Raw genomic sequence first — 26,075 nt, forward strand, 5'->3', positions numbered from 1 at the left:
GGGTGCGGTCAGTGGGGTGCACCGGTTCGGCCGAGGGTGGTCTCCGGGCTTGCACCCGGACGAGTCCACTGGGGTACCGGGCGGCTCGTCGGGCCCCACGTGGACTTACCGTCCACATCCGCGCGCCAATACCAGCACGGCGCCTCGCCCGTGGGCCATCCCTTCGGGTTGGCCTGCCAAGCCTCACCTCGCCCGTACGGCGTCATGTCGAGCAGGGCGAACGAGCCGCTGGCCGGCTCGGTGCCCCGGCCGGTCGTGCGGTAGGTGAGGAACACGCGCTCGCCGTCGCGCAGGAAGCAACTGAACAAGCCCATGTCGCCGCCGATCGGCTCCGCCACGTCGCGCACCGAGTACCAGGGCTGGGTGTAGCCCATGAACTCGACGAACGGGGCCACCTCATCCCACCGGCCCGGGGTGAGTACGGCGAACGACACCCCGCGCGCGTTGAGGTAGCTGGTGTCCCGCAGATGCCAGGCCGACACCGTGCAGCCCTCGCACTGCCCCTGGTGCGGCGCACCGTCGTGCCACATGTGCTGATAGACCAGCAGTTCATCACGGCCCTGGAAAAGGTCTCGGAACGGCACCGGGCCGTCCGGGCCGACGACCTCGACGCCACCGTCGATCTCGACCATCGGCAGCCGGCGGCGCGCCGCCGCGATCGCATCGCCCTCGCGGGTGTGCGCCTTCTCCCGGACCAGCAACTCATCCCGGGCCGCCTGCCAGGTGTCCAGGTCAACGATCGGCGGGCGCCCGGAAAGTTGGTTCGTCGTCATGACTGACTCCCTTCTGTACCCGAGACGTCGAAGCTACCGTCCCGGCTTCTACATCCGGGGCTTCCCCATTCCGCCACGGGTACGCCGCGGTCTCGTCCGGGGTGCGAGCCGAGCCGGCCGCCGTTGCCGCTCAGTAGCGGAACTGGTCGATGGCCGAGCGTAGACCGGTGCTCATGCCGTCCAGGCCACTGACGGATCCCTGGATGTCGCGGACCGCGTGGGTGGTCTGCGACGCGGCCGCGGCGACCGTGCCGACGCTGGCGGCGATCTGGTCGGTGGTGGCGGAGGCGTCACTGATGTTGCGGGCCATTTCGGCGGTGGTGGCGGTCTGCTCTTCGACCGCGGAGGCGATGGTGGTCTGGTAGTCGTTCACCCGGATGACGATCTCGCTCATCTCCGCGATGGCCTCGCCGGCGGCGTCCGCATCGGTCTGGATGCTCGCGATGCGTCCGGTGATGTCGTCGGTGGCACGCGCGGTCTCCTGGGCGAGATCTTTGACCTCGGAGGCGACCACGGCGAAGCCCTTGCCCATCTCGCCGGCGCGGGCGGCCTCGATGGTCGCGTTGAGCGCGAGCAGGTTGGTCTGCTCGGCGATCGCGTTGATCAGTTTCACCACGTTGCTGATCTCGCCGGAGGATTCCCCGAGCTGGGTCACGGTGGTTTTGGCGTTGCCGGCCACGTCCACGGCCTGCGCCACGATCCGGCTGGCCTCGGTGGCGTTGGTGGAGATCTCCCGGATGGAGGCGCCCATCTCTTCCGCGCCCGCGGCCAGAGTGCCTACCGTACTGCGCATTTGCTCGGCGGCCGCCGACACCGAGGTGGCCTGCGACGCGGTCTGTTCGGCGGCGGTGCCGATCTGCGTCGACACGGTGGTCAGCTCCTGGATGGCGCCGGCCAGCCCGCGCGCCTGACCGGCGATGCTGCCCATGGTGGCGGACAGTTTGCCCATCAATTGGTTGAACACCACGCCCAGCGTCCCGAACTCGTCACGGCGGGACTCGTCGACGCGCTGCGTCAGATCGCCTTCTCCTTCGGCGATCTCCCGCATGCGCCGGGTGAGGGCACTCAGCGGCCGCAGGATGCTGCGGGCCAGCAGACCGCCCAACGCCACCACCAGGATCGCCGTGAGCAGGACGCCGATCGCGATGACGGCGTGCGACTGCGCCGAGGCCTCGGCGGACTCGCTGTCGCGGACCGACAGCAGGCTCGACTCGGCGTTGCTCATGGCCGACAACAGGCTGCGGATCTGATCCATCACCGCCTTGCCCTTGTCGGTGAGCACCACCGCACGCGCGGCGTCGAAACCGCTGTCCCGGCGCAGGTCAATGGTCTCTTTCAGCTCGTCCAGCTTCGCGGTCACCAGCGGGCGTAGCTGCCCGATGCGTTGCTGCTGCGCGGTGTTGTCCTTGGTCAGCGTGGCCACGTTGTCGATGTCGCCGGAGATGGCGGCCAGGGCGGCGTTGTACGGGTCGAGATACGCCTCCTGCCCGGTGATCAGGAAGCCACGTTGACCGGTCTCGGCGTCCTTGAGGCGGCTGGTGATGGTCTCCAGGCCCTCCAGCACCTGATACGTGTGGGACACCATGCCGCTGGTGTGCCGCAGATTGCTGGTGTTGCGATAGGTGATCACGCCGACGACGCACAACACGACCAGCGGCGCCAGGAACGCAAGCGCGAGCCGCCCCGACACACGATGCACGAACCCCATGACCACACTCCATCTCGCACCGCGGCAAGAACGCCGTCCGACCGAACGCGGCGGCGGCCTACCCTCTCGGCCCAAGACCCGGCGCTCCTCAATGGCAGCACCTCAAGCGTCCCGGCAAGACCAAAATCGTCAATCCCCGCCGAAGCGAGGCCGAGGGTCCGAGTATCTGACGGTCAGGCCGTCACGACGATGACGAAGGTGGTGCGGGCCGGGCCCGCGGTTGCGGTGATGGTGGCGACGCCCGGGCTTCGGGCCTCCAGCTGGTTGCCGGCGACGGCCACGACCTGGGTGCGGTTGCTCGTGTAGGTGACGCCGGTCGTGTGCAGGCTCTGGTCGGTGTAGGCGACCGTGGGCCGGGGGTCGATCGTGCTGCCCGCCGGGAAGCGGACGCGCTGGGCCGTCTGGCCCGCCAGGGCCGGCTTGGTGGTCACCACCTCGGGCACTGGGGGCGGCGTGGTGGCCGATGGCGCGTACGTCCGCTGTTTTATGTCTTGATCTGAGCTCGAGGTGGCGATCTGGAGGCCGACCCGTCCGGGATCGAGGCGGAACGCCGAGGTCTTTTCGTCGAAGAACATCAGGTCTTCGGTACGGACGGGGAGCGTGACCCGGGTGCTCTGATGCGGTTGCAGGCTGACCTTCTGAAACGCGATCAGGCGCTTGCGCGGGCGTTGCGCGCTCGCGGGCGAGTCGGGCGTGGTGGCGTAGAGCTGGACCACCTCGGCGCCGGGGCGAGCGCCGGTGTTGGTGACCGTGACGGTGGCCTTGCCGTCCTGATAGGACAGACCGGCGAAGCCGAATGTCGTGTAGCTCAGGCCGAAGCCGAACGGGTACGCGACCTTGCCGGTGAAGTACTGGTAGGTGCGGCCGGGGCTGGTCGAGGAGGGGCGGATCGCGTAGTCCTCCATCGGGGGCAATTGGTTCTCGTCGGCGTACCAGCTGAAGGGCAAACGGCCGCTTGGTGTGACCTTTCCGCTGATGACGTCGGTGAGGGCCTCGCCCTTGCGCTGGCCGTTGAACGAGCTCCACAGGATCGCGGGGACCTTGTCGGCGAAGGACGAAACGTCTACCTGTCCGACCGTTTCGAGATAGACGATGGTCCGAGGATTGGCGGCGGCGACGCGGCGGATCAGCTCGGCCTGCGCGCCGGGCAGGGCGAGCGTGGCGCGGTCGTGGTCCTCGCTCGCGGTCTCGTCGTCGGTGCCGGCGTAGACGATGACGGCGTCGTAGTTCTTGGCGGCCGCGATCGCCGCCGGATCGATCGAGTCGAGCGTTCCGGGCACCGTTCCGGGCAGGAAGTCGACCTGGTACGCCTTCTGCAGACCCTGGTAGCCGGTGACCGAGTTGACCAGCCCGGAGTGGGTCTGGATGCTCGAGTAGCCGCCCAGGTAGAAGTCGGCGGGGTCGCCGAAGGTGCCGATCACCGCGATCTTCTTGGCGGTCTTCAGCGGCAGCAGACCGCCCTGGTTCTTCAGCAGCACGATGCTCTCGTCGGCGGCCGCGCGGGCCATCGCGAGCCGGTCCGGCGTCTGCGTCACCGCCTTGTTGGACTCGTCGTTCACCCAGGTGTGCGGCGCGAGTCGCTTCCGCGCCTCGGCCACCCACGGCACCTGGCTCTCGGCGTCGAACTCGCCCAGCGCCATCCGGGCCGTGAACAGCCGGGTCAGCGAGACGTCCACGGTGTTCTCCGAGACCAGGCCGTGCCGGACCGCGTCGGGGATCGTGTTCGCGTAGCTCCACTCGTCGTGATAGCCCATGTTGCAGTCGAGGTCCTCGCCGGCGTTCAGCGCGACCGCCGTCCGGCTGTACTGGTCGAGCGGCCCGTCCCCGCCCGGCGGCAGCCAGTTCTGCCCGGCCATGATCTCGTAGATCGCATCGCAGTCGGACGTGAAATACCCGCCGAAGCCGTACGTCTGCCGCGCGAGCGTGTCGATCAGGTGCGGGTTCGCGGCCGACGGCACCCCGTTGACGCTGTTGTAGGCGCTCATCATCGAGCCCGGGTGGCTCCACCGGATGATGTCGCGGAACTGGGCCGTGTAGTACTCGCGCAGCGTGCGCTCGTCCATGTCGGACGATCCGTTGAGCCGGCTGGCCTCGCTGTTGTTGGCCGCGTAGTGCTTGAGCGTGGCGATCGCCTTGAGATAGCCGTTCTGCATCGCGCCGTCGGGGGTCTGCCCCTGCAGCCCGTCGACGAACTGCGCGGCCAGCGTCGCGGTGAGCACCGGGTCCTCGCCGAACGTCTCGTCGTTGCGCCCCCAGCGCGGGTCACGGGCGAGGTTCACGGTCGGCGAGTAGAAGTCGAGGTCGTACCGGTTGTCGCTGACCACCTCGCGCGCCTCGTCGGAGATCATCGAGGCCTCGCGATAGACGAGCGCGGGGTTCCAGGTCGACCCCAAAGACAGACTCACCGGGTACGACGTGGTGTTCGTCAGGTCGGGTGGGTTGTCCCCGTCGTTGGTCTGTTCCCGGGCCACCCCGTGTGCGGCCTCGTTCCACCAGCCGTACGCGGCGACCCCGAGCCGGGGGATCGCCGACGCCCGGCTGCTGATCATCTGGGACGCCTTCTCGCTCAGCGTCATCCGCGACACGAGATCGGCGGCCCGCTCCTCCGGCGAGTAGGCCGGGTCGAGATAGACCTGCCCTCCGGTTTGCGCCACCGCGACCGCGTCGGCCGACAGAAGAAAGACAGTTGCCAGTACCGCGAGCCCACGCCTCATCCGACCCCTCCCTGGGAGCGTTCCCAGGCTACCGGGCTGTCGGTCGCCGGACAGGCCCGGAACGCCGAATGGGCCAGAGTCGATGGCATGGAATTACGCACCAGGTTCACCGAGGCGTTCGGCCTGAGCACACCCATCGCCCAGGCCGGGATGGCCTTCGTCGGCATGACCCCCGACCTCGCCGTGGCCGTCAGCAACGCCGGCGCGCTCGGCTCGCTCGGGGTCGGCCTGCTCCCGCCGCCGGCGATCACCCAGGTCATCGCCGGCATCCGGGCCGCGACGCCCGGCCCGTTCCACGTCAACTTCATCACCATCTTCACCGACGACCCCCGCATCGACGCCGTCTGCGAGGCCGCGCCCGCCGCCGTGTCCTTCCACTGGGGTCACCCACCGCGCGCCTGGATCGACCGCCTGCACGAGGCCGGTTGCCAGGTCTTCGAGCAGGTCGGCTCCGTGGACGACGCCATACGCGCGGCCGGCGACGGCATCGACGTGATCGTCGCCCAGGGCATCGAGGCCGGCGGCCACAACTTCGCCACGCTCCCGACGTTCGCCCTGGTTCCGCTGGTGGTCGACGCCGTGGGCCCGGCCATGGTCCTGGCGGCCGGCGGCATAGCCGACGGCCGGGGCCTGGCCGCCGCCCTGATGCTGGGCGCCGACGGCGCGTGGGTGGGCACCCGGCTGGTGGCCACCGACGAGTCCATGGCCCACGAGGACTACAAGGACCGGTTGGTCGCCGCGCACGCCACCGACACCGTGCGGACGTCGCTGTTCGGCCCGGAGACCCCCGAGTTCAACCCGATGCGCGTGCTGCGCAACCGCGTGGTCGACGCGACACCGACCACCGACCGTCCGGTCATCGGCGAGACCACGCTGGGCGACCAGGTGGTCGAGCTGCGCCGGTACAGCAACCTCGTCCCGATGCGCGGCCTCACCACCGGGGACTTCGACGAGATGCCGCTGCTGGCCGGCCAGGGCGTGGGTCTGGTCGACGCGGTCAAGGGCGCGGCGTCGGTGATCGCCGACATGACCGCCCAGGCCGCGGAACGCCTGGCGCTCTACCGCCGCTGACCGTCACGCCAGCGCGTCGAGGGCCGCCGTTGCCTCCCGGTCCAGTTCGATCCGGGTGACCGCGATGTTGTCGGTCAGGTGGCCGAGGGTGCGCGTGCCGGGGATCAGCAGTGTGGCCTGGCTGTGCCCGAGCAGCCAGGCCAGCGCGGCCTGGGCCGGGGTGATGCCGAGGCGCTGCGCGTGCGCGATGACCACCGGGTTGGCGGTGACGGCGGGCAGCCAGTCGAAGGCCGACCCGAGCGGGCAGAACGGCACCCACGCGATGCCGTGCTCGGCGCAGGCGGCCAGCACGTCCTCGTGGTCGCGGGTGAGGACGTTGTAGAGGTTCTGCACGCAGACGATGCCGGCCGGAAGGGCCTGCCGGAGCTGCTCGAGACTGACGTGGCTCAGGCCGATGCCGCCGATCTTGCCCTCGTCGCGCAGGGCGATCAGCTCGGCCAGCTGGCTGTCGAGGTCGACCCGCTGGTCGCCGGTCGCGATGATGCCCGGCGGTATGTCGCACCGGCGAAGGTTGACGACCGCGAGGCATTCGGTGTCGAGGGTGCGCAGGTTCGCCTCGACCTGCGCTCGTAGCTCCGCCGGTTTCTGGGCGGTGGTCAATCGCTGCGTCGGGTGGGGCACGGCGCCGACCTTCGTGACGATGCGCAGTCCCTCCGCGTACGGATGCAGGGCTTTTCTGATCAGGATGTTGACGGTGCCCGGGCCGTAGAACTGGGCCGTGTCGAGGTGATCGACACCCAGCTCGACCGCGCGGCGCAGCACCTCGACCGCGTCCGCGGGATCGCCGTGTTCCAGCTGCATGGCGCCGAATCCGACGCGCAGGACGTCGTGGTCGCCGAGCTTCCCGTACGCGTACGTCATGGTGTGGTCCTCCCGGATAGGATGGCGGTAAGCGGAACCGATTCCGTTTGGTCGTACCCACGCTAGCAGAAGCGGAATCGATTCCGCTTGTGAGGTGATTCCGGTTTCTGACGACGAGCGGCGCCCGGGCGCGCGCCGGGACGCCCGGCGCAACCGGCAGCGCATCATCGACGCCGCCACCCGCGCGCTCACGGCCGGCCCGCATCCCGTCAAGATCGAGACCATCGCCCACGAGGCCGGGGTGGGCGTCGGCACGCTCTACCGCAACTTTCCCTCCCGCGAGGCCCTGGTCGAGGAGGTCTACCGCAGCGAGCTCACCCGCCTGTGCGCGACGGCCGCGAGCCTGGTGACCGAGCGCCCGGCGGCCGAGGCCATGCGCGAGTGGATGCGCCGCTACCAGGACTTCGTGGCCACCAAGCACGGCATGGCCGAGGCGCTGCGCGCGGTGATCGCGAGCGGCGCGATCAACTCCGGCCACACCCGCAAGCACCTCAACGACGCCATCGCCACCCTGCTCGACGCCGGCCGCGCCGACGGCAGCCTGCGCGCCGATGTCGAGCCGGCCGACGTCTCGGCCAGCATGGCCGGCATCATGCTGGCCGCCGCCGACGTCGACCAGGCCACCCGGATGCTGCAACTGCTGGTCGACGGGCTGCTCGCCCGCTCCTGAAATCGCTACGCCGTGGCACGGCGCGCGGCCTGGTAGAGCTGCAGGAGCTCGTCGGTGGTGGTGGCGTCCTCGGGTGTTTTGTCGTCGCGCCAGCGGCCGGTGAAACGGGGGAAGCGCAACGCCAGTCCGGCGTCCTCGTCGGGCAGCTTGCCGCGGGCCGCGGTGTAGTGCGGGGAGGGGGTCAGCTCGGCCGCGACCACCTCGATGACCAGGCCGGGCTCGAACCACACGTCGGCGTCGCGGCCGGAGTCGACGCGGGCCGGGCGCTCGTCGCGGATCAGCGGCGCCAGCCGTCCGGGCAGCCCGGCGAGGTCGGCGTCGCTGAAGCCGGTGCCGCACTTGGAGACCGCCTGGAAGACGTCGTTGTCCGGGTCGTAGGCGGCCAGCAGCAGCGCGCCGTACATGCCGGCCCGGCGGCCGCGCCCGTACAGCGCGCCGACCACGGCCAGGTCGAGGGTGTCGGTGAGCTCGGTGCGGTAGTCACGCTTGAGCTTGACCCAGGTCCAGCCGCGGGCGCCGGCCTGGTAACCGGCGGTCGGCGCGATCGACTTGCAGACCAGTCCCTCGCAGCCGTCGGCCACCGCCTGCTCGAAGAGGGCGTCGAGCCCGGCGACGTCGGTGACCACTTCGGCGGTGGCGAGCCGCAGCGGGCCGGAGGTCTCGACGGCCGCGGTCAGCCGTTGCCGCCGCTGCGGGTAGTCGAGGTGGGTCAGGTCCTCGCCGTCGGCGTACAGCAGATCGAAGCAGAACAGGCTCACCGGCACCTGGGCCGCGGCCTCGGCGATGCCGTGCGTGCGGCGGCGGTACATCACCTCCTGGAACGGGCGCAGGTCGCCGGAGGCCGGATCGAAGGCGACCACCTCGCCCTCGAGGATCACCTCGGCCGGGCGCAGGGCGGCGTCGAGCATCTGGACGAGGTCGGGGAACTGCCAGGCCATCCGTTCCAGGCCGCGGGTGTAGAGCTCGAGCGTGCCGTCGGCGGTGCGGTGGGCCTGCACCCGGATGCCGTCGTACTTGTACTCCGCGGCGCAGCTGCCGCCCAGCTTGGCGAGCACCTCGGCCGGGCTGGACAGCCGCTGGGCGAGCATCGGCCGGACCGGGTTGCCGGCACGTACCCGGATCTGTTGCACGGCCTCCGGCCCGCCCTCGGCCACCGTGGCGGCGACCAGTCCGAGATCCGAGCAGATGTTGAAGGCCCGCTCGAGGACCGGGCGAGCCTTGCGGCCACCGGCGTACACCTGGGCGAGCCCGTCGAGGATGGTGGCGGTGCCGATGCCCAGACGCAGATTCCCGGTCACCGTGCGCACCAGGTAGCGCGCCTCCAGCGGTGTGGCCCGGCCCAGCAACGCGACGAGCAGCTCCAGCTTGCGGCCCTGGGACCCGGCCCCGGCCGCGGCGGCGATCTCGTGCAGCGTGTCGAACACCACCGAGACCTGCAGGCCGGGGGTGTCGACGAGGTCGCGCTCCCCCAGCAGCCGTTCGGCGGCCAGGCCGAGGTCACCGGTCTCGCGCGCCCCGGCCAGGGCCCGATCCTGGGTCACCCCGGCGGCGGTGCCGACCGCGCGGGCGGCCAGCCGCTCGGCCAGGCCGATGTCCACTCCCGCGAAGTCCGGCGCGATCTTTCCCTGGCACAGGAGCACCACCGCGGGCAGAAGCTCGACCGGCGTCTGCTCGATCAGCCCCGCGATGCGATCGATCATCGCGAGCCGGCCGGTCGCCTGCTCCAGATCCCGATACGCCTCGGCCACCGTCTCGTACCGCATCGTCACCGCCCCCCGAGTCGACCCATCCAAACACCCGCGGACGGCCGGTGGCCAGCTTCGAGATCTGCGGAAAGGTCAGGCTCGGGCGCCGAGCTGGTCGTGGGCCGCGACCCAGAGTGTGTACGGATTCGCCAGGTCGGGATAGGTGGTCGTCATCCGGTCGATCAGCTCGCGCGGCGTGGAGCTGCGTTCCAGCGCCGCCTCGAAGTCGGCCAGGTACTGGCGGCTCTCGCCGATCTGGCGGCGGGCGTCGTCGTCGGTTGCCGCCGGGTTGCGGTGGCCGGCGATCAGTGTGCGGGCCTCCAGCGCGGCCAGGGTCTCCAACGCCAGGGGAAGAACCCGGCCCAGACCCGCATGTACCCGGGCGAGATCTGTTCGCGCATGGCCGGGATCGACTCGGCCACGGCGACCGCCCTCGCCTGCGGGAACGCCGTCTGGATCTCGGTCAGCCCGAGGAAGTGGTCGGCGTGCGGATGAGTGATGTACACGTAGTCGAGCTCGCGGTCGTGCGACCCGACCCAGGCCGCCAACTCCCGGCCCTCGCGCACCGTGATGAGGCAGTCCACGAGCACGGCGCTGTCGTCGTCGCTGATCAGGGTCGATGTGGACGGCGGCCAGGTCGCCCGGCCCACCGCCTCCTCGAACCCCGGCACCGTACCCGGGATCGGCTTGGGATCCACCGAGAACACGTCGAATGCAAGGCTCATCGTTCCTCCGGCTTGTGCGATCTGGAACGAGCGAACCAACGGCGGCGGCGCCGCGGAATCCGCATGATGACTGCACCTCGGCGGAGGTGGCGGTCGTCAGGTCTTCTCGGTGAGCAGCTCGAGCAGGCCCAGGGCGTGGGCGGTGGCCAGGGCGCCGATCCGGTTCTTCGCGTTCAGCTTGCGGAACAGCCTCGCCTGGGTGTTCTCGACGGTCTTCTCCGCTATGCCCAGCGACCTCGCCGTCTGCCGCACCGTGTCGCCGCGCGCGATCGAGCACAGGATGTCGGCCTCGCGCACGGTCAGCTCCGGCAACCCGTCGGCCGCGCCGAGAACGGGGACCGGGCAGGCGGCCAGGCCCGGTGCGGAGCGCCCGGCCAGGCCCAGCGTGACGGCCCGGGCGGCCAGCAGGCCCTGGCTGGAGACGGCCAGCTTCTGGTAGATCCGGCGCTTGTGGTTCTCCACCACCCGGGTGCCGAGGCCCAGCAGGCAGGCTATCCGCGCGACCGGGTGGCCGGCGGCGAGCAGCGCCACGATGTCCTGCTCGCGGTCGGTGAGCTCGGCCGACGTGCCGGTCGGCGAAACGACGGCGCGGCCGGCCGGACGCAACCCCGTCCAATGCTGGCCCAGCACCCTCAGCAGCGCGTCCAGGCCGTGCGAGCAGGGGATCAGCGTGTCCACCCCGGCCCGCCGGGCCACGGCCACGTCGAGGCGGGTCAGCTCCTGGTAGATCAGCACGAGCCGGGTCCGGGCGGAGTGGGCCCGCACGGCCGAGAGCGCCGGGAGGTACCGGTACATCGACTCGTCGGCGCAGCACAGCACCAGTTCGGGTGCCCTCAGGCGGCACAGCGACAGCAGATCGGCCGGGTCGCCAACGTCGCCGACCACCTCGAACTCCGGGCGCGCCGACAGGGCGGCCGCCAGGACGTCGCGGAACAGCCGTTGGGCGCCGCAGATCGCGACGGGCACCGGCCTGGCGATTGACGTTTCCACCGCAGCCTCCTTCGTTGAAGGTCCGCGAGCCGACGCAGGCGCCCAGGGTTCCCGGGATATCACATAGACGCTAGTGATTGTTCTCTCTTTTTTCCGATTGACAAGCCACTAGGGGGTTCTGCACCGGTTCACCAGCCTGAGCGACGTGATCGAATCCGAGGCGGCCTTCTGCCGGTTCACGCAGATGCTGCATCTCGGCGACCAGCACGATAGTCCGCAACGTGATAGTTGCGGCTCGACATTAAAACCGTTAACCGTTTCATTAATGACGTCGGGCCCTAGGGGGAATGCGTCGACCGTCGTCTATTGACCGCAATCTGGATCGGTACAAGTATTGCCCCCAAGCGCCGCGCTTCCCGCAATTCGGTCACGTGTGTGGGAGGGAAAATGAACGCGCTCCGGAACAATGTGCCAAAGCCGCTCGCCGTCGCCGTTGTCACCATTGTGGTCGCGGCCGGTCTGGCCACGACGGGTCCCGCCGCTGCCGCCGTTCCGTTCGAGGTGCAGAGCCTCGACGGCCGCGGCAACAACGTCGCCAACCCGACCTGGGGCCAGGCCGGCACCGCCTACTCCCGGGTGGCGCCGGCCCGGTACGCGAACGGCACCAGCCAGGAGGTAACCGGGCCCAACGCCCGCTATGTCAGCAACCGCGTGTTCAACGACATCAACCAGAACGTCTTCTCCGAGCGGCAGGTCACCGCGTGGGGCTGGACCTGGGGGCAGTTCCTCGACCACACCTTCGGCCTGCGGCTGGGCGCGGAGCCGGGCGAGCCCACGGGCGAGACCACGAACATCCCGTTCAACAGCGCCGACCCGATGGAGGAATTCGCCAACAACACCGGCAACATTCCCTTCGTACGCAGCGCTCCGGCCCCGGGCACGGGGGTGACCAACCCGCGCCAGCAGATCAACTCCAACAATTCCTACCTCGATGCCTGGACCGTGTACGGCGGTTCGCCCACCCGCCTCGACTGGCTGCGCGAGGGCAGCGCCGACGGCAACCCGGCCAACAACGGCGCCCGGCTGCTGATGCAGAACGGGTACCTGCCGAGGGCGACCGCGCGCGGCAACGCGAGCTCCTCGCCACCCATGGAGGTCGACGGCATTCTGCGCGCGAACCCGGACAACCGCATGGTCGCCGGCGACGTACGGGCGAATGAGAATCTTTTCCTCACGGCCACGCATACGCTTTTCGCGCGCGAGCACAACCGGATCGTCAACGCACTGCCGTCGTCGCTGAGCGAGCAGGACAAGTTCGACATCGCCCGCAAGGTGATCATCGCGGAGCAGCAGTACATCACCTACAACGAGTGGCTGCCGGCGATGGGCGTGACGTTGCCCGCGTACTCCGGCTACAACCCGAACGCCAACGCGAGCCTGAGCAACGAGTTCGCGACGGTCGGCTACCGGGCGCACAGCCAGATCCACGGCGAGATGGAGGTCGAGGCCGACGCCGGCACGTACACGCCGGCCCAGCTGGACGCCTTCCGGGCCCAGGGCCTCGAGGTCGAGCCGGCCGGCGACGAGGTCACCATCGTGGTTCCGCTGAACAGGGGCTTCTTCAACCCGGACCTCGTGCCCCAGCTCGGGCTCGGGCCGCTGTTGGAGGCCGTGGGCGGCGAACCGCAGTACAAGAACGAAGAGATGATCGACAACCAGCTCCGCAGCGTGTTGTTCCAGATCCCGGTCAGCGGCAACCCCGACTGCCTGGACGGTCCGACCCTGCCCGCGTGCTTCAACGGCGTGGTCGATCTCGGCGCCATCGACATCGAGCGCGGCCGGGACCACGGCATGCCGAGCTACAACCAGCTCCGGCAGGCGTACGGGCTGCCGGCGCGCACGTCGTTCACGCAGATCACCGGTGAGACAAGTTCGGCGTTCCCGCCCGGCACGAGTGTCGACAGCCCGGCGAGCCTGGCGTTCACCTCGCTCACCGACGCGTTCAACACGGAGGTCGACCGCAACGACGCCGACGCGCTGGAGGCCACCCCGACCCGGTTCGCCCGAACCGCCCCGCTGGCCGCCCGCCTGCAGGCCATCTACGGCAACGTGAACAACGTGGACGCGTTCGTCGGCCTGATCGCCGAACCGCACACGGCCGGCTCGGATCTCGGCGAGCTGCAGCGGGCCATGTGGGCCACGCAGTTCCGGCAGCTGCGCGACGGCGACCGGTTCTTCTACGGCAACCAGACCGCGGCGCTCGACTACATCCGCACCACGTACGGGATCGATTTCCGGCGGAACCTCGGCGACATCATCGCCCAGGACGCCGGCATCGCCCGGGCCGATCTGCCGGTGAACGTGTTCTTCGACGAGGGCGACGTGCCGCCGGCGAGCTGCCGGGTCACCTACCGGGTCGACACCCAGTGGAACTCCACCCCGACGTCGGGCGGTTTCGGCGTCACGATGAGCATCACCAACACCGGCTCGACGCCGATCCCGGCCTGGAAGCTGCGCTTCGTGTTCCCCAACGGGCAGCAGATAACCGAGTTCTGGAACAGCGCCGTCGCGCAGGACGGCATCCGGGTGCCGGTGGCGAGCGCACCGTACAACGCCACCATCGCCCCCGGTCAGACCCGGGACGGCATCGGCTTCAACGCCACCTGGTCGGGCACCAACGGCCGGCCGGCCGCGTTCTCGGTCAACACCACCGCCTGCAGCGTCGGCTAGACATCGCTCAAGCTGAGTGCCCGGCGAACGCCGGGCACTCAGCCGTTGAAGACCGGCGGGGCGTACGTGGCCGGCTTGTCGCCGATGCCCAGGCCCGGGCTGACGATCCAGGACTGGTACTGCGGGGTGAACATCGAGTACGGCGCTCCGATCCAGGGCGCGCCGGCCTCGTCGAGCCATTGCCGGGCGTCCGCCGGGATCTCGAAGTCGAGCGCGGCCAGGGTGACGTCGAGCTGCTCCGGGCTGCTCGCGCCGATCACGACCGAGGAGACGCCGGGCTGTGTGGCCACCCAGTTGACCGCGACCTGCGCCATCGGCCGGCCGAGGTCGGCGGCCACCTTCTCCAGGGCCTCGATCACCTGCCAGTCGTGCTCGGTGATCCGCTGGCCGGCCTCGGGGTTACCGAGCCGGCCGTCCCCGGTCAGGCCGCTCGCGGTGCGCCGGTACTTGCCGGTGAGCACGCCGCCGCCGATCGGGCTCCAGGCCGTCAGCCCGATCCCGAGGTTCTGCGCCATCGGCACGAACTCGGGCTCGATCTGCCGGGCGTTCAGCGAGTACGGCAGCTGCACCGTGATGACCGGCGGCAGGCCGTGCGCCTCGGCGTAGCTCTGGGCGCGGGCGGCGTACCAGGCCGGCACGTCGGACAGGCCCGCGTACCGGATCTTCCCGGCCCGGACGAGGTCGCCGAAGGTCTGCATGACCTCCTCGACCGGGGTGATCCGGTCCCAGGTGTGCAGGAGATAGAGGTCGAGGTAGTCGGTGCCGAGCCGGCGCAGCGACCCCTCGACGGCCCGGACGATGTGCTTGCGGCCGTTGCCGCTCGCGTTCGGGTCGGCCGGGTCGATCGTGTTGGTGAACTTGCTGGTCAGCACCAGTCGCTCGCGGTTGCCGGCCCGGGCGATCAGGCGGCCGAGGATCCGCTCGCTCTCCCCCGCCGTGTAGAAGTCGGCGGTGTCGACGAAGTTGCCCCCGGCCTCGACGTATCGGCCGAAGATCGCCTCGGCTTCCTCCGAGGTCTTCCCGTACGCGGCGTGGAATCCGTCGACGCCGAAGTTCATCGTGCCCAGCGCGAGGCGGCTGACCCGCAGGCCCGAGCGTCCGAGCAGGTAGTAGTGGTTCACGGTGCCTCCCGAAACGAGCCAAATGAAGGACTGCTCGGTCCAAACTTTGCGCCGGAAAAAGTAGACCGGCAAGTCCAGAACTCGGGGAGAGAGCGACGTCACGATGATCCAGTTGGCTGAGGTCCGCGGGCGCGTACAGTGGGCTTGCCGCACTTGACGCTCCCCGCGCCAACGCCGCATCGCGATCAGAGGAGCGCAGTGCCGCTGACACCAGCCGACATCCACAACGCCGAGTTCGGAAAGGCTTCGCTCGGCAAGCGCGGTTACGACGAGGACCAGGTCGACGCGCTTCTGGACGAGGTCACCCGGGAAATGATCAGGCTGCTGGAGGAGAACGACGTCCTGCAGCGCCGGTTGCACCAGGTCGACGCGGTGCCCGCCGCCCAGAGCGCCGCCGCCCACAACGCGGCCCAGGCCGAGCTCTCGGCGGCGGCCGCCGATCTGGACCGCTCCCTGCGGGCCTGCGAGCAGGCCGAGGTGAACGCCCGCCACATGCGGCGTCAGCTCGACGAGGCCCGCCGATCCGCCGATGCCAACGCCCGGGCCAACGCCGCGGCCGGCGAAAGCACCGGCCCGGTCCTGATGATGGCCCAGCGGACCGCCGACGACCATCTGCACCGGGCGCACGAGGAGTCGCGGGCGCTGCTCGCCGACGCCCGGGAGCGCTGCGGACGGATGACGGACGAGGCCCGCAAGCTGGCCGGCGACATCGAGCAGAACGCTCGCCGCCAGCAGAGCGACGCGACGGCCGCGATCGAGTCCACCCGCGCCGGCCTCCTGCGCGAGATCGACGAGCTGACCGAGTTCGTGGAGAGCTATCGCGCCGCCCTCGAGTCCCACCTGCTCCGGCAGGAGCAGCTGCTGGCCGGCACGGCCGACTCCCCCATCGAGCCTTCGTAAAGTCGGATTCGGGACCATCGACACACTCCTACCCGGCGGTAGGGTGTGGCGATGAACGGCGGGGGCCGCCTGCAGGCCGGGCACTGGCTGCTGATCGGCTTCGCCGTGTTGCTGGTCGCCGGCGGCGTCGCGGTCGTCGTGCGCCGCGGAAACGCCGGGCCGCTGTTCACCCCGCCCTCGGCCGCCGCGCCCTCGGCATCGCCCAGCGTCTCGCACACCCCGCCCGCGAGTTGCGCCCCGCAGATCACCTCGACCTGGGCCGACGCCCGGCTGTTCCGCTACGGCTTCGTCTATCGCAACCGCTGCGACGAGGTCGTGCTCGGCCTGCGCTTCCGGGTGGCCGCCGTCGACAAGACCGGCGACGAGGTGACCGACGAGGACTCGATCGCCGCCGGGGGCGTGCTCTTCCCCGGCAAGGAGCTGGCGGTGGCCGGCGAGCTGCGGCTGCCGCCCGGCGCCCCGGTCGCGGCCCTCAAGATCCAGGTGATCGACTACGCGACCCAACCCCGGGCGGATTTCTCACGCTGGGCCTGGGCCTCGGTGACTTCTTCCGTACGCGGCCAGACCGTCACCGGCCAGGTCCACGCCGAGCCGCCCTCCGCCCCGCTCTGCCTGGCGGGCTTCACCCTGATAATTCGGAACAAAGGCAGCAGGATTGTGTACGCGGCGACGCAGCCCCGCACGCCGACATTCGTCATTCCCGCCCTGCCCACCGCCGACCTCGCCCACACGGTCATCTATGCCCCGCAGGTCCCGCCGACCGGGCAGGCCCCCGGCGCCGGCAAAACCTGCGACGGCTCATAGAAACGGCGTGGCACCCCAGCGGATGCCACGCCGTTCACGCGTTGCTCAGTGGCCGGGCGTGTCCAGCTTGCGGATGTTGCTGCGGCCGGCGGTGCGCTCGAACGTGATGCGGTCGATCTCCGAGTACGGCTTGCCCGTGCCCGGCAGAGCGTCCGCGAGCGTCCGTACGGTGAAGGTGGTCCTGTGGCCGCGGCGGGCCGGCACGACGTCGACCGCGATGAACGCGTAGTCGTCGTAACGGACCTGCGACCAGTCGACGACCTCGGGGACCTTCGTGCCGGACGGGTAGCCCGACGAGTTGATCGCGGTGCCGTCCTTCGACCACACGTAGCTGTTGACGATGTTCTCGGTGTTGTTCTCCGTGGTGTTCGCGCCGCCCGGGGCCTGGTAGCCGCGGTAGCGCTGCCCCTCGGGGAGCAACTGCGGGCCGGTCGGGGTCACCCCGGCCGGGGCCGGCGCCGAGTCGCTGGGCGCGGGCCGGAACGGGTACCGCGGACGGCCGCCGGAGCCCACGCAGATGTACGTGACACCGTCGTCGGCGGGCCGGATCGTCGAGCCGTCCGGGGCGGGCCGGGTGCGCCGGCCGTACCGGATGGGGTCGGTCCTTTCGAGCAGGTGGTTGTGTCCCTGCACGACGAGGTCCACCTGGTACTTGCTGAACAGCGGGTCGAGCTTGTCCCGCAGGCCGCCGTCCGAGGCGTGGTTGTTGGTGGTCGAGTACGCGCAGTGGTGGAAGAACGCGACAACGAAGTCGACGGTGTCGGAGAGCCCGCCGTGCCGCCACTCCTTCAGCGTGTCCTCGAGCCACCTCAGCTGGGCGCCGCCCGAGTAGCCGGTGTTCGTCTGGATCTCGTAGGACAGGTCGTTGGCGTCGACCGAGATCACCGCGACGTTCCCGTACACGAACCGGTAGACCGACGGGCAGGTGCGCGGCCCGTTGCCGGGCAGGTCGAGGCGCTTGGCGTGGCCGCCGTACCCGTGGTTCGGGCTGTCACCGAGGAAGCTGGTGTCGCCGTACAGCGGCTCCATGTCGTGGTTGCCGGTCGCGAACATCCATGGCGTGAACGCCGCCTGCGGCTCGATCTGGTTGAGGAACACATCCCAGACGAACGGGTTGTAGCGGTTCTTGCCGACCGGGGTGCCGGGGATCGCGCTGTCGTCGGCGGGCAGGCCGGAGCCGTCCGGGTCGGCGTAGCAGATGTCGCCGGCCAGCAGCGTGAACACCGGATTCTGGGTGGCCATCAGGTTGGTCTGGGTGACCGCCGGGCGCGGGTCGGTGCCGTTCGTGCCGGCCACCGGGTCGGTCGCGGCGTAGTAGTTGTCGTCGAACACCCCGGCCGGCCAGGTGCCGCCGTTCGCGGTGACCGAGGCCGGGTCCTGGCCCCACGCCCACTTGGGGTCGGTGGGCGACGTGTTCGTGCCGACGTCGGCGAAGGCCGTGAACGTGAACGGCTTCGGCGGCCGTAGGTCGTAGCCGTGCCGGAGCACGGTGTCCGGCGCGGTCGTGAAGTGCGCGTCGCCGCTGACGGTGCCGTCCGACAGGCGTACGCGGTAGTGGTAGAGGCTGCTGTCGCGCAGGCCGGTGATGGTGGCCTTCAGATAGAACTGGCTGCTGACCGGGCCGCCCGGAATGGCGTACTGGCCGTACAGGTGCTGGATGTCGGCCTCGTAGCGGGCGCCGTAGTGGCCCGGCGAGGTGCCGACCTCGACGTACGCGCGCAGGTTCTTCGGCAGCGAGCCGGTCTTGCTGACCAGCTGGGCGGTGACGGCCATGGCCTTGCGCAGGGTGCCGTCCGGCGCGGGCACGAACGACAGGTGCCGCCCGGAGACGACCACCCCCGCCGACCCGGCCGTGCCGCCACCCGCGGCGAACGCGGCATGGGCGAGAGCGAACTGCCCGACCGCCAGGCCACCGGCGCCGGCGACGGCCGCCTTGAGCATCGACCGCCTGCTCACGGACTGCCGGGCCAGTTCCCGCGTGTTCCACTCGGCGAACTCGTCAACCGTGACGGGACGATTATGGAGACTATTGGTCACGATGGTCATCGTCATCCGACTCCGCGATCGAGGACCCATCATCACGGAAACCGCTCAATGAACTAAAAGTGATCGCCGGCTGAACGTAAGCGGATATTACGGTCCATCAATCCCCGGATGACTTCCATCGAGGTCACCCCACGCAGCCCAGTGCCGCCGTCGCGCTCGGCGGCCGGGCGCCGGACCCGGCGCCGCCGCCGTCGATTGGCAGGCGCCCCGATGGTTGCCGTAGGGTTAACGGCTGGTGTACGGGGCATGCGGCCCCGTCGTGCGGAAGAAAGCGAAGGGGGCCAAACGCCGTGCAGGCGACCGGTTTCTGGCAGTCCGACCCGCTGCGTACCCTGGCCGGCCAGGCCGAGCGGGTCGAGCTCAAGCTGGTCGTGCCCGAGCACAACGGCCGCTCCCTCGGCATCAAGCCGCACCGCGGCCCCGCCCGCCGGGTGTACTTTCTGGACACTCCCGACCTGGCGCTCTACCGCCACGGCGTGATCGTGCGCTTCCGCGACCGCCCCGACCGCCGCGACGACGTGGTGGTCAAGCTCCGCCCGGTGGTTCCCGGGCGCGTCCCGTCCTGGCTGCGCCAGTCCGACCGCTTCCAGATGGAGATCGACGCCCTGCCCGGCCACGCCGTCTGCTCGGGCGCGCTCAAGAAACGGCTGGCCCGACGCGAGATCTCCCGCGCCCTCGTCGCGTCCCGCCCGCTGACCGGTCTGCTCTCCGCCGGCCAGCGCAAACTCCTGGCCAGGTACGCCCCGGCGCAGTTCGACCTGTCCACCCTGGTCGTCTACGGCCCCATCGAGGTCCGCTGCCACACCATCAAGATCCGCGGGCTCAACCGGGGCCTGACCGCCGAACGCTGGCGCTACCCCAACGGCGCCGACCTGCTCGAGCTCTCCACCCGCTGCCCGGTCGACGAGGCCGCCGCCGTGGCCGCCCGGTTCACCACCGCCCTCAAGGCGTACGGCGTGACCCCGTCCCCCCAGCAGCACACGAAAACGGAGATAGCGCTGGTCAGAGCCATCCCACGCGGCGCAGCAGCCAGTACAGGCCGGTCGCGCTGACCAGCATGAACAGCAGGACGCCCGGGTAGCCGTACTGCCAGCCCAGTTCGGGCATGTGCACGAAGTTCATGCCGTAGACGCCGGCGATCGCGGTCACCAGGGCGGCGATGGCCGCCCAGGAGGCGATCTTGCGCATGTCGTTGTTCTGGTCGAGGTTCAGCTGGGTGAGCCGGGCCTGGAGGAGGGCGTTGAGCACGTCGTCGAGGGCGAGGACCTGCTCGGCGGCGGCGGCGTGGTGGTCGGCGACGTCGCTGAAGTAGCGGCGGATCTCCTTCGGCAGGTCGGCGAACGGCTTGCTGAGCAGGGCGGCCAGCGAGCGCTGGAGCGGGAGCACGGCCGACTTGAACTTCATCAGCTGGCGTTTGAGCTGGTAGATCTGCTCGACCGTGACCGGTGACCCGGGCGCGAAGACCGCCGACTCGGTCAGGTCGACGTCGGCCTGTATCGCGCCGGCGATGTCCACGTACGCGTCGACGAGGCGGTCCAGGATCGCGTGCACCACCGACCAGGGGCCCTCGGCCAGCATCTCCGGGTCGGAGATCAGTTCGGTGCGGAGCGAGCTGAGCTCCATGACCGTGCCCTGCCGCACGGTGATGACGAAGTGCGGGCCGACGAAGAGGCGGACGAAGCCGGTGCTGACGATCTCGCTGGTCGCGGTGACCCGCTCGTGGTCGACGTACTGGGCGGCGCGGACGACGAGGAACACCACGTCGTCGTACCGCTCGATCTTCACCCGTTGCTCGCGGTGCAGGATGTCCTCGATCGCGAGCGGGTGCAGGCCGAACACCTCGGCGACCCGGGTGAGCGCGGCCTCGGTCGGCTCGTGCAGGCCGAGCCACACGAACGCGTTGTCCTGTTCCCGCGCCTTCCCGTACAGCTGCGCCAGATCGGCGGCCGAGCCGGGGCGCTCGACGGCGACCCCGTCGACGAACAGGTCGCAGCCCACGATCGCGGTGTGATCGGCGCGTCGCCGCCCGGCCGGCTGCGGCGGTTGCCAGGTGGGTCGGACCTCCACGATTCTCGTCACCCCCGGTCGGAGCCTACTTCGGGGCGCCGGTGCGGGCGTCCCCGAGCAGGCTCAGCCCACGGCGGGGGTGTAACTCGCCCGGACGGGAACCCTCGTCGTCCCGCTCAGGATGGCGAAGTCGATGGTCAGGTGGACGACGACGTCGCTTTCGAAGCCGCTTCCGGAGCCGTCGACGCCTCCGGAGCCGTCGACGCTTCCGGAGCCGTCGACGCTTCCGGGGCCGTCGACGCCGATCGGGATGTCGTACGTCCAGCCCGGGCCGGCCTCGACCTCGCCCGGGCCCTCGACCTCGCCGGACCAGTCACCGGCCAGTTCGTAGTAGCCGCGCCAGGAGGTGGCCCCGACCGCGATGTCGCCGAGGTCGACGCGTACCGGATCGGTGCCGCGGTGCACCAGGCGGGCGACCCCCGGGGCGGGGTGGTGCGCCGCCACGGCGGCTCGGGGGAAGTCGGTCAGCCGGTCGAGCAGCCGTCGCGAGGCGGCGGCCAGGCTCGGCCAATCGCCGGGGCCGTCGGCGATGCCGGCGATCGAGACCGGGCCGGTGGCGAGCAGTTCGAGCACCTCCTCGGCCGATTCCGGCGGTGCCGGGACGGGCGGTGGCACCGCCCGGATGGCGCCGACCAGCGCGCGCACCTCGGCCAGTTCCCCGGGCGGCAGGTGGCCGGCGAACCAGCCCACGCCGCCGTCGCTGACGCTGCGCCAGCCGGAGATCGCGCCGTCGTCGGCGACCTCGACGCTTTCGGCCACGGCGGGTGTCTGGCTGCCGTCCGCGATCACGAGCCGCAGGATCATCGACGCTTCGCCTCCCAGGTGCCGCCCAGTGCCTGGCCGAGGATAGTCATGAACTGGGCGATGTGGCGCGGCTGCGCGCCGTGGTCGTGCGGGTCCTTCTCGCGCCCCGGGTCACCCATGATCGACCCGCTGGAGTAGCTGAACACCTGGATCGTGTCGTACCGCGGGTTGTCGTCCGGCAGCGCGGCGTCGAGGTCGCGGAGCAGGTTCCCGGTCAGCGGCACCGCCGGTTTCGCCGGCACCGGGGGTGGTCCGGGCAGTGCGGCGGCCGCCGGCACCGTCACCGTCGCCAAAGCCGCGTACGCCTCGACGACCTGCTGGGCGAACGCGCCCTCCTTGACCCCGGCCCCGACGCTGGCGGCGCGGGCGTTGGCCGAGCTGCGCGCCACCATCGCCGCCTGCAGGTTCGCGGCGATCGTCGCCGGCGTGACGGCCACGGCGGCCCCGGTCGCGTCGCCGACCGGCGGTTCGTGCCCGGTCGCCTGCACGAAGTCGCCGGGGTGCAGCTGGTACTCGTCCTGCAGGCCGATCAGGTGGCCGAACTCGTGCGGGATGGTGTTGGCCGCGTCCTTGTCGCCCGCGAACCACTGTCCCGCGTTGGCCCGGCCCTTGCCGGCCGAGACCGTGACCGTGTTGGCGTCGCCACCGGCGCCGCGCACCATCCGGAAGTCGATCGGCATCGACTTGCCGGACGCGGTCTCCACGCCCATGTACCGGTTCCACACCGACTCGACGTGCCCGAACCATGCGGCGGGCGGGGCCAGCCCGACAAAGGTGATCTTGGCGGTGACCACCATCCGGGTCTTCTGGATCTCCCAGGAGTACCGCGACGCGTTCGCGCCCGTCATGCCGTACACGTGGCCGCCGACCTCTTCCGTCCACTGCCGCTCGACGGCGCCGGTCGTCGACCCGGGCGCCACCGCGTCCAGCGCGTCCCACGTCGCCTTGTCGGCCGTGCCTGTGCCGGCCAGGGGTGGCACCCGCCCGGTCTGGAACGCCTGCAGCGCGGCCGTCGTCAGCGGCCCGAACGCCCCGTCGACTTTCAGCGGGGGCGCCGCGCCGGCCTTGTTCAGTTTCTGCTGCAGTTCCTCCACCGCCGGGCCCCGGGTCAGCCCGCCGACGCCCGTGACCGGGTGCAGCGAGGTGCCGGCGACCTGCTTTGCCAGCGACGTGGCCGTGCCGCTCGGCGTGTTCTGCTCGACGGGGGTGGCGCCGGCGCCCTCGTTCGCGACGAATCCGCCCTTGACCTTCTTGTCGAGGTCGGCCCACATGGCGGCGTCGACCGTCCCGGTCGGGAAGCGGCTGAGCGCGCCGATCTCGTACTTGACGACGGCGACCAGCATGCGCGCGTCGAACACCGCGTCGACGGTCAGCCGGGGCGCGGCGCCGAGGGCGTTGAGTTTCTGCTGGGCGAACCCGACGTCGGCGCCGGTGGAGCCGAGCGAGAGCACCGTACGGGCCGGAGGCGGCAGGGCCGCGAACGCCGCGTCGAGCCGGGTCTTGGTGACCGGGTCGAGGACACCGGTCGGCGGGGCGATCCCCGCGCTGGTCTGGAAGGTCCGCACCGCCGACGCGGTCAGCGGGCCGTACCGGCCGTCCTCGGTCAGCGGGAGCGCCGAGGCCTGCACCCGGCTGAGCTTGATCTGCGCGTCCCGGACCTCCTCACCGTGCGCCCCGACGGTGACGTTCACCGGTGCCGGCGGCGCCACCGGGCCGGGTGCCGGCGGCGCCGCGCTCCCGTCGCCCAGCCCGGCAAAGCGGGCGACCTGGGCATTGCCGCCGAACTGCACCAGCTCGGCCAGGGCGGCCGTGCCCCCCGGAGCGCCCTGGAGCATGCGGGCGAGGGCGGCGTTGCCCGCGGCCGGCAGCATGCCCGGGCCGGCGGTGTCGGGGGTGCGGACGTCCGGCGATTTCCGGTCGGGGGTGGCCTGTTGATCCGGGATCGGCGCTTCCGAGAGGTCTGACACGGCACGGCTCCGATCATCTCCGTCGACTCGGCCGATACAGCGAGGATCGACCGCCGCGCCGCCGCCCGCCAGGGCTTTCGGGCGGCCTTTCGCGCACCTTTCGGCTCTGTGATCCAGGCCCTGTGATCTCGGCGCTCGCGGGAGCAAGATGAGCGTAGATGCCCCGAGGAGAGGGTGGACAATGACACGTACGAATGAAGTGACCTCAACCGCGGTGGCCGGCGCCGGCATCGAGATGCGTGGCATCGAGGTCGTCCCCGAGAGCGAGCGCTCCGGACAGCCGAGATCGCTGTTCTGGCCCTGGTTCGCGGCGAACATCTCGGTGCTCGGCATCAGCTACGGCGCGTTCACCCTGGCCTTCGGCATCTCGTTCTGGCAGGCCGCGATCGCCGGCGTGGTCGGCGTGGTGGTCTCGTTCGCGCTGTGCGGCGTGATCGCGCTGGCCGGCAAGCGCGGCTCGGCCCCGACCATGGTGCTGTCCCGGGCCGCCTTCGGCGTCAACGGCAACCGCCTCACGGCGGCCCTGTCCTGGCTGCTCACGGTCGGCTGGGAAACCGTGCTGGTGATCCTCGCGACGCTGGCCACCGCGACCGTCTTCACCCGCCTGGGCTGGGGCGGCGGCACCGGCACCAAGATCGTCGCGCTGATCGTCGTCTCGGCGATCACCGTCCTGGCCGGCGTGGCCGGGTTCGCGGTGGTGATGCGCCTGCAGGCGGTGATCACGGTGGTCACCGCCGTCCTCACCGTGGTCTACATGGCCCTGGCCGCCGACCACATCCATTGGTCGACCGTCTCGGCGCTGCCGTCCGGATCCGCCCAGAACGTCATCGGCGCCCTCGTGTTCCTGATGACCGGGTTCGGCCTGGGCTGGGTCAACGCGGCCGCCGACTACTCGCGCTACCTTCCCCGCTCGGCCTCGAGCCGGGGCGTCTTCGGCTGGACCACGTTCGGCGGCGCGCTGGGCCCGGTCATCCTGCTGATCTTCGGTCTGCTGCTGGCCGGCTCCTCCCAGAGCCTCTCCGACGCGATCGGCGCCGACCCCATCGGCGCGCTGACCACCCTGCTGCCGACCTGGTTCCTGATCCCGTTCGTGATCGCCGCCGTGCTCGGCCTGATCGGCGGCGCCGTCCTCGACATCTACTCCTCGGGCCTGGCCCTGCTGACCGCCGGCGTCCGCATCCCGCGCTACCTGGCCGCCGCCGTCGACGGCGTCATCATGATCGCCGGCACGATCTACGTGGTGTTCTTCGGCAGCAGCTTCATCGGCGCCTTCCAGGGCTTCCTGATCACCCTGGGCGTACCCATCGCGGCTTGGTGCGGTGTGATGGTCGCCGACGTCGCGCTGCGCCGCCGTGACTACGCCGAGGCCGAGCTCTTCGACCCCCGGGGCCGCTACGGGAACGTACGCGTGCTGCCCCTGACCCTGGTCGTGGCCGGCACCGCGATCGGCTGGGGCCTGGTCACCAACACGTTCGCCGGCTGGCTCTCCTGGCAGGGATACCTGCTGGGCCCGCTCGGCCTCGGCGGCAGGCAGGGCGACTGGGCGTACGCCAACCTCGGCATTCTCGTCGCCCTGGTGATCGGCCTGGTCGGGACGCTGCTGGGCAGCCCCCGCGAGATCCGTCGGCAGGAGGCCGCGTAGCTCGGCCGGCCGCACACCGCGACGGTGGTGCCCGGCGCGACCCCCGCGCCGGGCACCCGGCGATCAGTCGCCGACGTGGGCCGCGGCGGCGAGGATGGTGTCGATCGTGACGTCCGGGTGCGACACCATCGACACGTGCGAGGCGTTCACCTCGGTGATCTTGGCACCGGCGCGCTCGGCCATCGAACGCTGGACGGCCGGCGGGATGATGCGGTCCTCGGTGCCCACGACCGCCCAGCTCGGCAGGGTCTTCCAGGCGGCCACGAGGGATCCGGTGGTGTTGGCGCTCAGCGTGAGCGGTCGCTGCGTCTCGGCGATCAGCCAGCGGTCGGCCTCGGGCAGGTCCTGGGCGAACGAGGTGTGCACCGTGTCGGGCTTGAGGAAGGCCTCGACGTCTCCCTCCGGCCCACCGGGGTAGGCGGCCAGGTCGAGAACGGTGGTCGGGTCGGGAACGGCGATGGCCGACTCCGAGCCACCCAGAATCGAGAACGTGGTCTCGCCCACCTCCGGCACGAACGCGTCGACGTAGACCAGGGCCCGCACGTCACCGCCGTTCGTGCCGGCGTTGGTGATGACGAAGCCGCCGTACGAGTGCCCGACCAGCACGACCGGGCCGCTGGTGCGCTGGCCGACGAACGACGAGATGTACGCGGCGTCGCCCTCGGGGCCGCGCAGCAGGTTCGGCGGTGCGAAGACGGTGAACCCGCGGGTGCGCAACCCGGTCGCGACCGCGTTCCAGCTGGACGCGTCGGCCCAGGCTCCGTGCACGAGGACGATTGTCGGTTTCGGCATGTCTG

The 26,075-nt window shown here is 70.7% G+C and carries 21 protein-coding genes; 7 read left to right on the forward strand and 14 right to left on the reverse strand.

Annotation, left to right across the window (positions count from 1 at the left end):
• Positions 1-8: 8 nt before the first annotated feature.
• From A3CQ_RS0130780 to A3CQ_RS0130790, 3 genes are all read right to left on the reverse strand, one after another.
• The gene (locus A3CQ_RS0130780; protein ID WP_020514805.1) at positions 9-773 is read right to left on the reverse strand and encodes a DUF899 family protein; all 765 of its coding nucleotides are present in this window, start codon (positions 771-773) and stop codon (positions 9-11) included.
• Between the two features lie 130 nt (positions 774-903).
• The gene (locus tag A3CQ_RS54665; RefSeq protein WP_020514806.1) at positions 904-2,481 is read right to left on the reverse strand and encodes a methyl-accepting chemotaxis protein; all 1,578 of its coding nucleotides are present in this window, start codon (positions 2,479-2,481) and stop codon (positions 904-906) included.
• 173 nt (positions 2,482-2,654) lie between these two features.
• Positions 2,655-5,195, reverse strand: coding sequence for a glycoside hydrolase family 3 C-terminal domain-containing protein (locus A3CQ_RS0130790; protein WP_020514807.1), 2,541 nt, complete (start codon positions 5,193-5,195; stop codon positions 2,655-2,657).
• Between the two features lie 87 nt (positions 5,196-5,282).
• On the opposite strand from A3CQ_RS0130790, the gene A3CQ_RS0130795 reads away from it, so the two are divergent.
• A complete protein-coding gene (locus A3CQ_RS0130795) occupies positions 5,283-6,266 on the forward strand; it encodes an NAD(P)H-dependent flavin oxidoreductase (RefSeq protein WP_020514808.1) in 984 nt (327 codons plus the stop codon).
• 3 nt (positions 6,267-6,269) lie between these two features.
• On the opposite strand, the gene A3CQ_RS0130800 is transcribed toward A3CQ_RS0130795, so the two are convergent.
• Positions 6,270-7,127, reverse strand: coding sequence for an aldo/keto reductase (locus A3CQ_RS0130800; protein WP_020514809.1), 858 nt, complete (start codon positions 7,125-7,127; stop codon positions 6,270-6,272).
• A 94-nt stretch (positions 7,128-7,221) separates the two neighbouring features.
• Here A3CQ_RS0130800 and A3CQ_RS0130805 point away from each other — a divergent pair, with 94 nt between their 5' ends.
• On the forward strand, positions 7,222-7,797 hold the full coding sequence (locus A3CQ_RS0130805) for a TetR/AcrR family transcriptional regulator (RefSeq protein ID WP_020514810.1): 576 nt from the start codon (positions 7,222-7,224) through the stop codon (positions 7,795-7,797).
• A gap of 5 nt (positions 7,798-7,802) precedes the next feature.
• Here A3CQ_RS0130805 and A3CQ_RS0130810 read toward each other — a convergent pair whose 3' ends face one another.
• The 4 genes from A3CQ_RS0130810 to A3CQ_RS0130825 form a co-directional block, all read right to left on the reverse strand.
• Positions 7,803-9,560, reverse strand: coding sequence for an ATP-dependent DNA ligase (locus A3CQ_RS0130810; RefSeq protein WP_026206368.1), 1,758 nt, complete (start codon positions 9,558-9,560; stop codon positions 7,803-7,805).
• A 75-nt stretch (positions 9,561-9,635) separates the two neighbouring features.
• Positions 9,636-9,884 (reverse strand): hypothetical protein, encoded by a 249-nt coding sequence (locus A3CQ_RS0130815; protein WP_026206369.1) that lies wholly within the window; start codon positions 9,882-9,884, stop codon positions 9,636-9,638.
• Complete coding sequence (locus A3CQ_RS54670; RefSeq protein WP_051115394.1) at positions 9,848-10,267, reverse strand: MBL fold metallo-hydrolase; 420 nt, start codon at positions 10,265-10,267, stop codon at positions 9,848-9,850. The genes A3CQ_RS0130815 and A3CQ_RS54670 overlap by 37 nt, the downstream gene beginning before the upstream one ends.
• A gap of 96 nt (positions 10,268-10,363) precedes the next feature.
• Positions 10,364-11,257 (reverse strand): response regulator transcription factor, encoded by an 894-nt coding sequence (locus A3CQ_RS0130825; protein WP_157296559.1) that lies wholly within the window; start codon positions 11,255-11,257, stop codon positions 10,364-10,366.
• 387 nt (positions 11,258-11,644) lie between these two features.
• Between A3CQ_RS0130825 and A3CQ_RS0130830 the strand changes: the two genes are divergently transcribed.
• A complete protein-coding gene (locus tag A3CQ_RS0130830; RefSeq protein WP_020514813.1) occupies positions 11,645-13,927 on the forward strand; it encodes a peroxidase family protein in 2,283 nt (760 codons plus the stop codon).
• Positions 13,928-13,965: 38 nt separating this feature from the next.
• On the opposite strand, the gene A3CQ_RS0130835 is transcribed toward A3CQ_RS0130830, so the two are convergent.
• Positions 13,966-15,048 carry an aldo/keto reductase gene (locus A3CQ_RS0130835; RefSeq protein ID WP_026206372.1) on the reverse strand — a complete coding sequence of 361 codons (1,083 nt, stop codon included), beginning with the start codon at positions 15,046-15,048 and terminating at the stop codon, positions 13,966-13,968.
• A gap of 198 nt (positions 15,049-15,246) precedes the next feature.
• Between A3CQ_RS0130835 and A3CQ_RS60250 the strand changes: the two genes are divergently transcribed.
• Positions 15,247-15,948 (forward strand): DivIVA domain-containing protein, encoded by a 702-nt coding sequence (locus tag A3CQ_RS60250; RefSeq protein ID WP_020514815.1) that lies wholly within the window; start codon positions 15,247-15,249, stop codon positions 15,946-15,948.
• Between the two features lie 51 nt (positions 15,949-15,999).
• Complete coding sequence (locus A3CQ_RS0130845; RefSeq protein ID WP_020514816.1) at positions 16,000-16,752, forward strand: hypothetical protein; 753 nt, start codon at positions 16,000-16,002, stop codon at positions 16,750-16,752.
• Positions 16,753-16,797: 45 nt separating this feature from the next.
• On the opposite strand, the gene A3CQ_RS0130850 is transcribed toward A3CQ_RS0130845, so the two are convergent.
• Complete coding sequence (locus A3CQ_RS0130850; protein ID WP_157296597.1) at positions 16,798-18,798, reverse strand: purple acid phosphatase family protein; 2,001 nt, start codon at positions 18,796-18,798, stop codon at positions 16,798-16,800.
• A 290-nt stretch (positions 18,799-19,088) separates the two neighbouring features.
• Here A3CQ_RS0130850 and A3CQ_RS54680 point away from each other — a divergent pair, with 290 nt between their 5' ends.
• Positions 19,089-19,850: a hypothetical protein gene (locus A3CQ_RS54680; RefSeq protein ID WP_020514818.1), complete on the forward strand. Its 762-nt coding sequence runs from the start codon at positions 19,089-19,091 to the stop codon at positions 19,848-19,850.
• Here A3CQ_RS54680 and A3CQ_RS0130860 read toward each other — a convergent pair.
• Genes A3CQ_RS0130860 through A3CQ_RS0130870 form a run of 3 tightly spaced genes read right to left on the reverse strand, consistent with a single transcriptional unit; the run spans position 19,801 to position 23,636 of the window.
• The gene (locus tag A3CQ_RS0130860) at positions 19,801-20,877 is read right to left on the reverse strand and encodes a magnesium and cobalt transport protein CorA (protein WP_026206373.1); all 1,077 of its coding nucleotides are present in this window, start codon (positions 20,875-20,877) and stop codon (positions 19,801-19,803) included. The two genes, A3CQ_RS54680 and A3CQ_RS0130860, sit on opposite strands and share 50 nt — an antisense overlap.
• 51 nt (positions 20,878-20,928) lie before the next feature.
• Entirely contained in the window at positions 20,929-21,669 is a 741-nt protein-coding gene (locus A3CQ_RS0130865) for a hypothetical protein (protein WP_020514820.1), read from the reverse strand.
• Positions 21,666-23,636 carry a peptidoglycan-binding domain-containing protein gene (locus A3CQ_RS0130870; protein ID WP_020514821.1) on the reverse strand — a complete coding sequence of 657 codons (1,971 nt, stop codon included), beginning with the start codon at positions 23,634-23,636 and terminating at the stop codon, positions 21,666-21,668. Before A3CQ_RS0130870 ends, A3CQ_RS0130865 begins: the two co-directional genes overlap by 4 nt.
• A 181-nt stretch (positions 23,637-23,817) precedes the next feature.
• On the opposite strand from A3CQ_RS0130870, the gene A3CQ_RS0130875 reads away from it, so the two are divergent.
• On the forward strand, positions 23,818-25,278 hold the full coding sequence (locus A3CQ_RS0130875; protein ID WP_040433244.1) for a purine-cytosine permease family protein: 1,461 nt from the start codon (positions 23,818-23,820) through the stop codon (positions 25,276-25,278).
• Between the two features lie 63 nt (positions 25,279-25,341).
• Here A3CQ_RS0130875 and A3CQ_RS0130880 read toward each other — a convergent pair whose 3' ends face one another.
• Complete coding sequence (locus tag A3CQ_RS0130880) at positions 25,342-26,070, reverse strand: alpha/beta fold hydrolase (protein ID WP_020514823.1); 729 nt, start codon at positions 26,068-26,070, stop codon at positions 25,342-25,344.
• Positions 26,071-26,075: the final 5 nt, after the last annotated feature.

Origin of the sequence: Paractinoplanes globisporus DSM 43857 (genome assembly GCF_000379645.1) — a bacterium.
GTDB classification, from domain to species: Bacteria; Actinomycetota; Actinomycetes; order Mycobacteriales; family Micromonosporaceae; genus Actinoplanes; species Actinoplanes globisporus.

What these genes read in the sequence shown, in the direction of transcription:
- A3CQ_RS0130810 (WP_026206368.1), bottom strand. Translation starts at nt 9,560, where the DNA reads ATGCGGTACGAGACGGTGGCCGAGGCGTATCGGGATCTGGAGCAGGCG.
- A3CQ_RS0130780 (WP_020514805.1), bottom strand. Translation starts at nt 773, where the DNA reads ATGACGACGAACCAACTTTCCGGGCGCCCGCCGATCGTTGACCTGGAC.
- A3CQ_RS0130880 (WP_020514823.1), bottom strand. Translation starts at nt 26,070, where the DNA reads ATGCCGAAACCGACAATCGTCCTCGTGCACGGAGCCTGGGCCGACGCG.
- A3CQ_RS54670 (WP_051115394.1), bottom strand. Translation starts at nt 10,267, where the DNA reads ATGAGCCTTGCATTCGACGTGTTCTCGGTGGATCCCAAGCCGATCCCG.
- A3CQ_RS54665 (WP_020514806.1), bottom strand. Translation starts at nt 2,481, where the DNA reads ATGGGGTTCGTGCATCGTGTGTCGGGGCGGCTCGCGCTTGCGTTCCTG.
- A3CQ_RS0130875 (WP_040433244.1), top strand. Translation starts at nt 23,818, where the DNA reads ATGACACGTACGAATGAAGTGACCTCAACCGCGGTGGCCGGCGCCGGC.
- A3CQ_RS0130795 (WP_020514808.1), top strand. Translation starts at nt 5,283, where the DNA reads ATGGAATTACGCACCAGGTTCACCGAGGCGTTCGGCCTGAGCACACCC.
- A3CQ_RS0130845 (WP_020514816.1), top strand. Translation starts at nt 16,000, where the DNA reads ATGAACGGCGGGGGCCGCCTGCAGGCCGGGCACTGGCTGCTGATCGGC.
- A3CQ_RS0130790 (WP_020514807.1), bottom strand. Translation starts at nt 5,195, where the DNA reads ATGAGGCGTGGGCTCGCGGTACTGGCAACTGTCTTTCTTCTGTCGGCC.
- A3CQ_RS0130830 (WP_020514813.1), top strand. Translation starts at nt 11,645, where the DNA reads ATGAACGCGCTCCGGAACAATGTGCCAAAGCCGCTCGCCGTCGCCGTT.
- A3CQ_RS0130865 (WP_020514820.1), bottom strand. Translation starts at nt 21,669, where the DNA reads ATGATCCTGCGGCTCGTGATCGCGGACGGCAGCCAGACACCCGCCGTG.
- A3CQ_RS0130850 (WP_157296597.1), bottom strand. Translation starts at nt 18,798, where the DNA reads ATGACCATCGTGACCAATAGTCTCCATAATCGTCCCGTCACGGTTGAC.
- A3CQ_RS0130800 (WP_020514809.1), bottom strand. Translation starts at nt 7,127, where the DNA reads ATGACGTACGCGTACGGGAAGCTCGGCGACCACGACGTCCTGCGCGTC.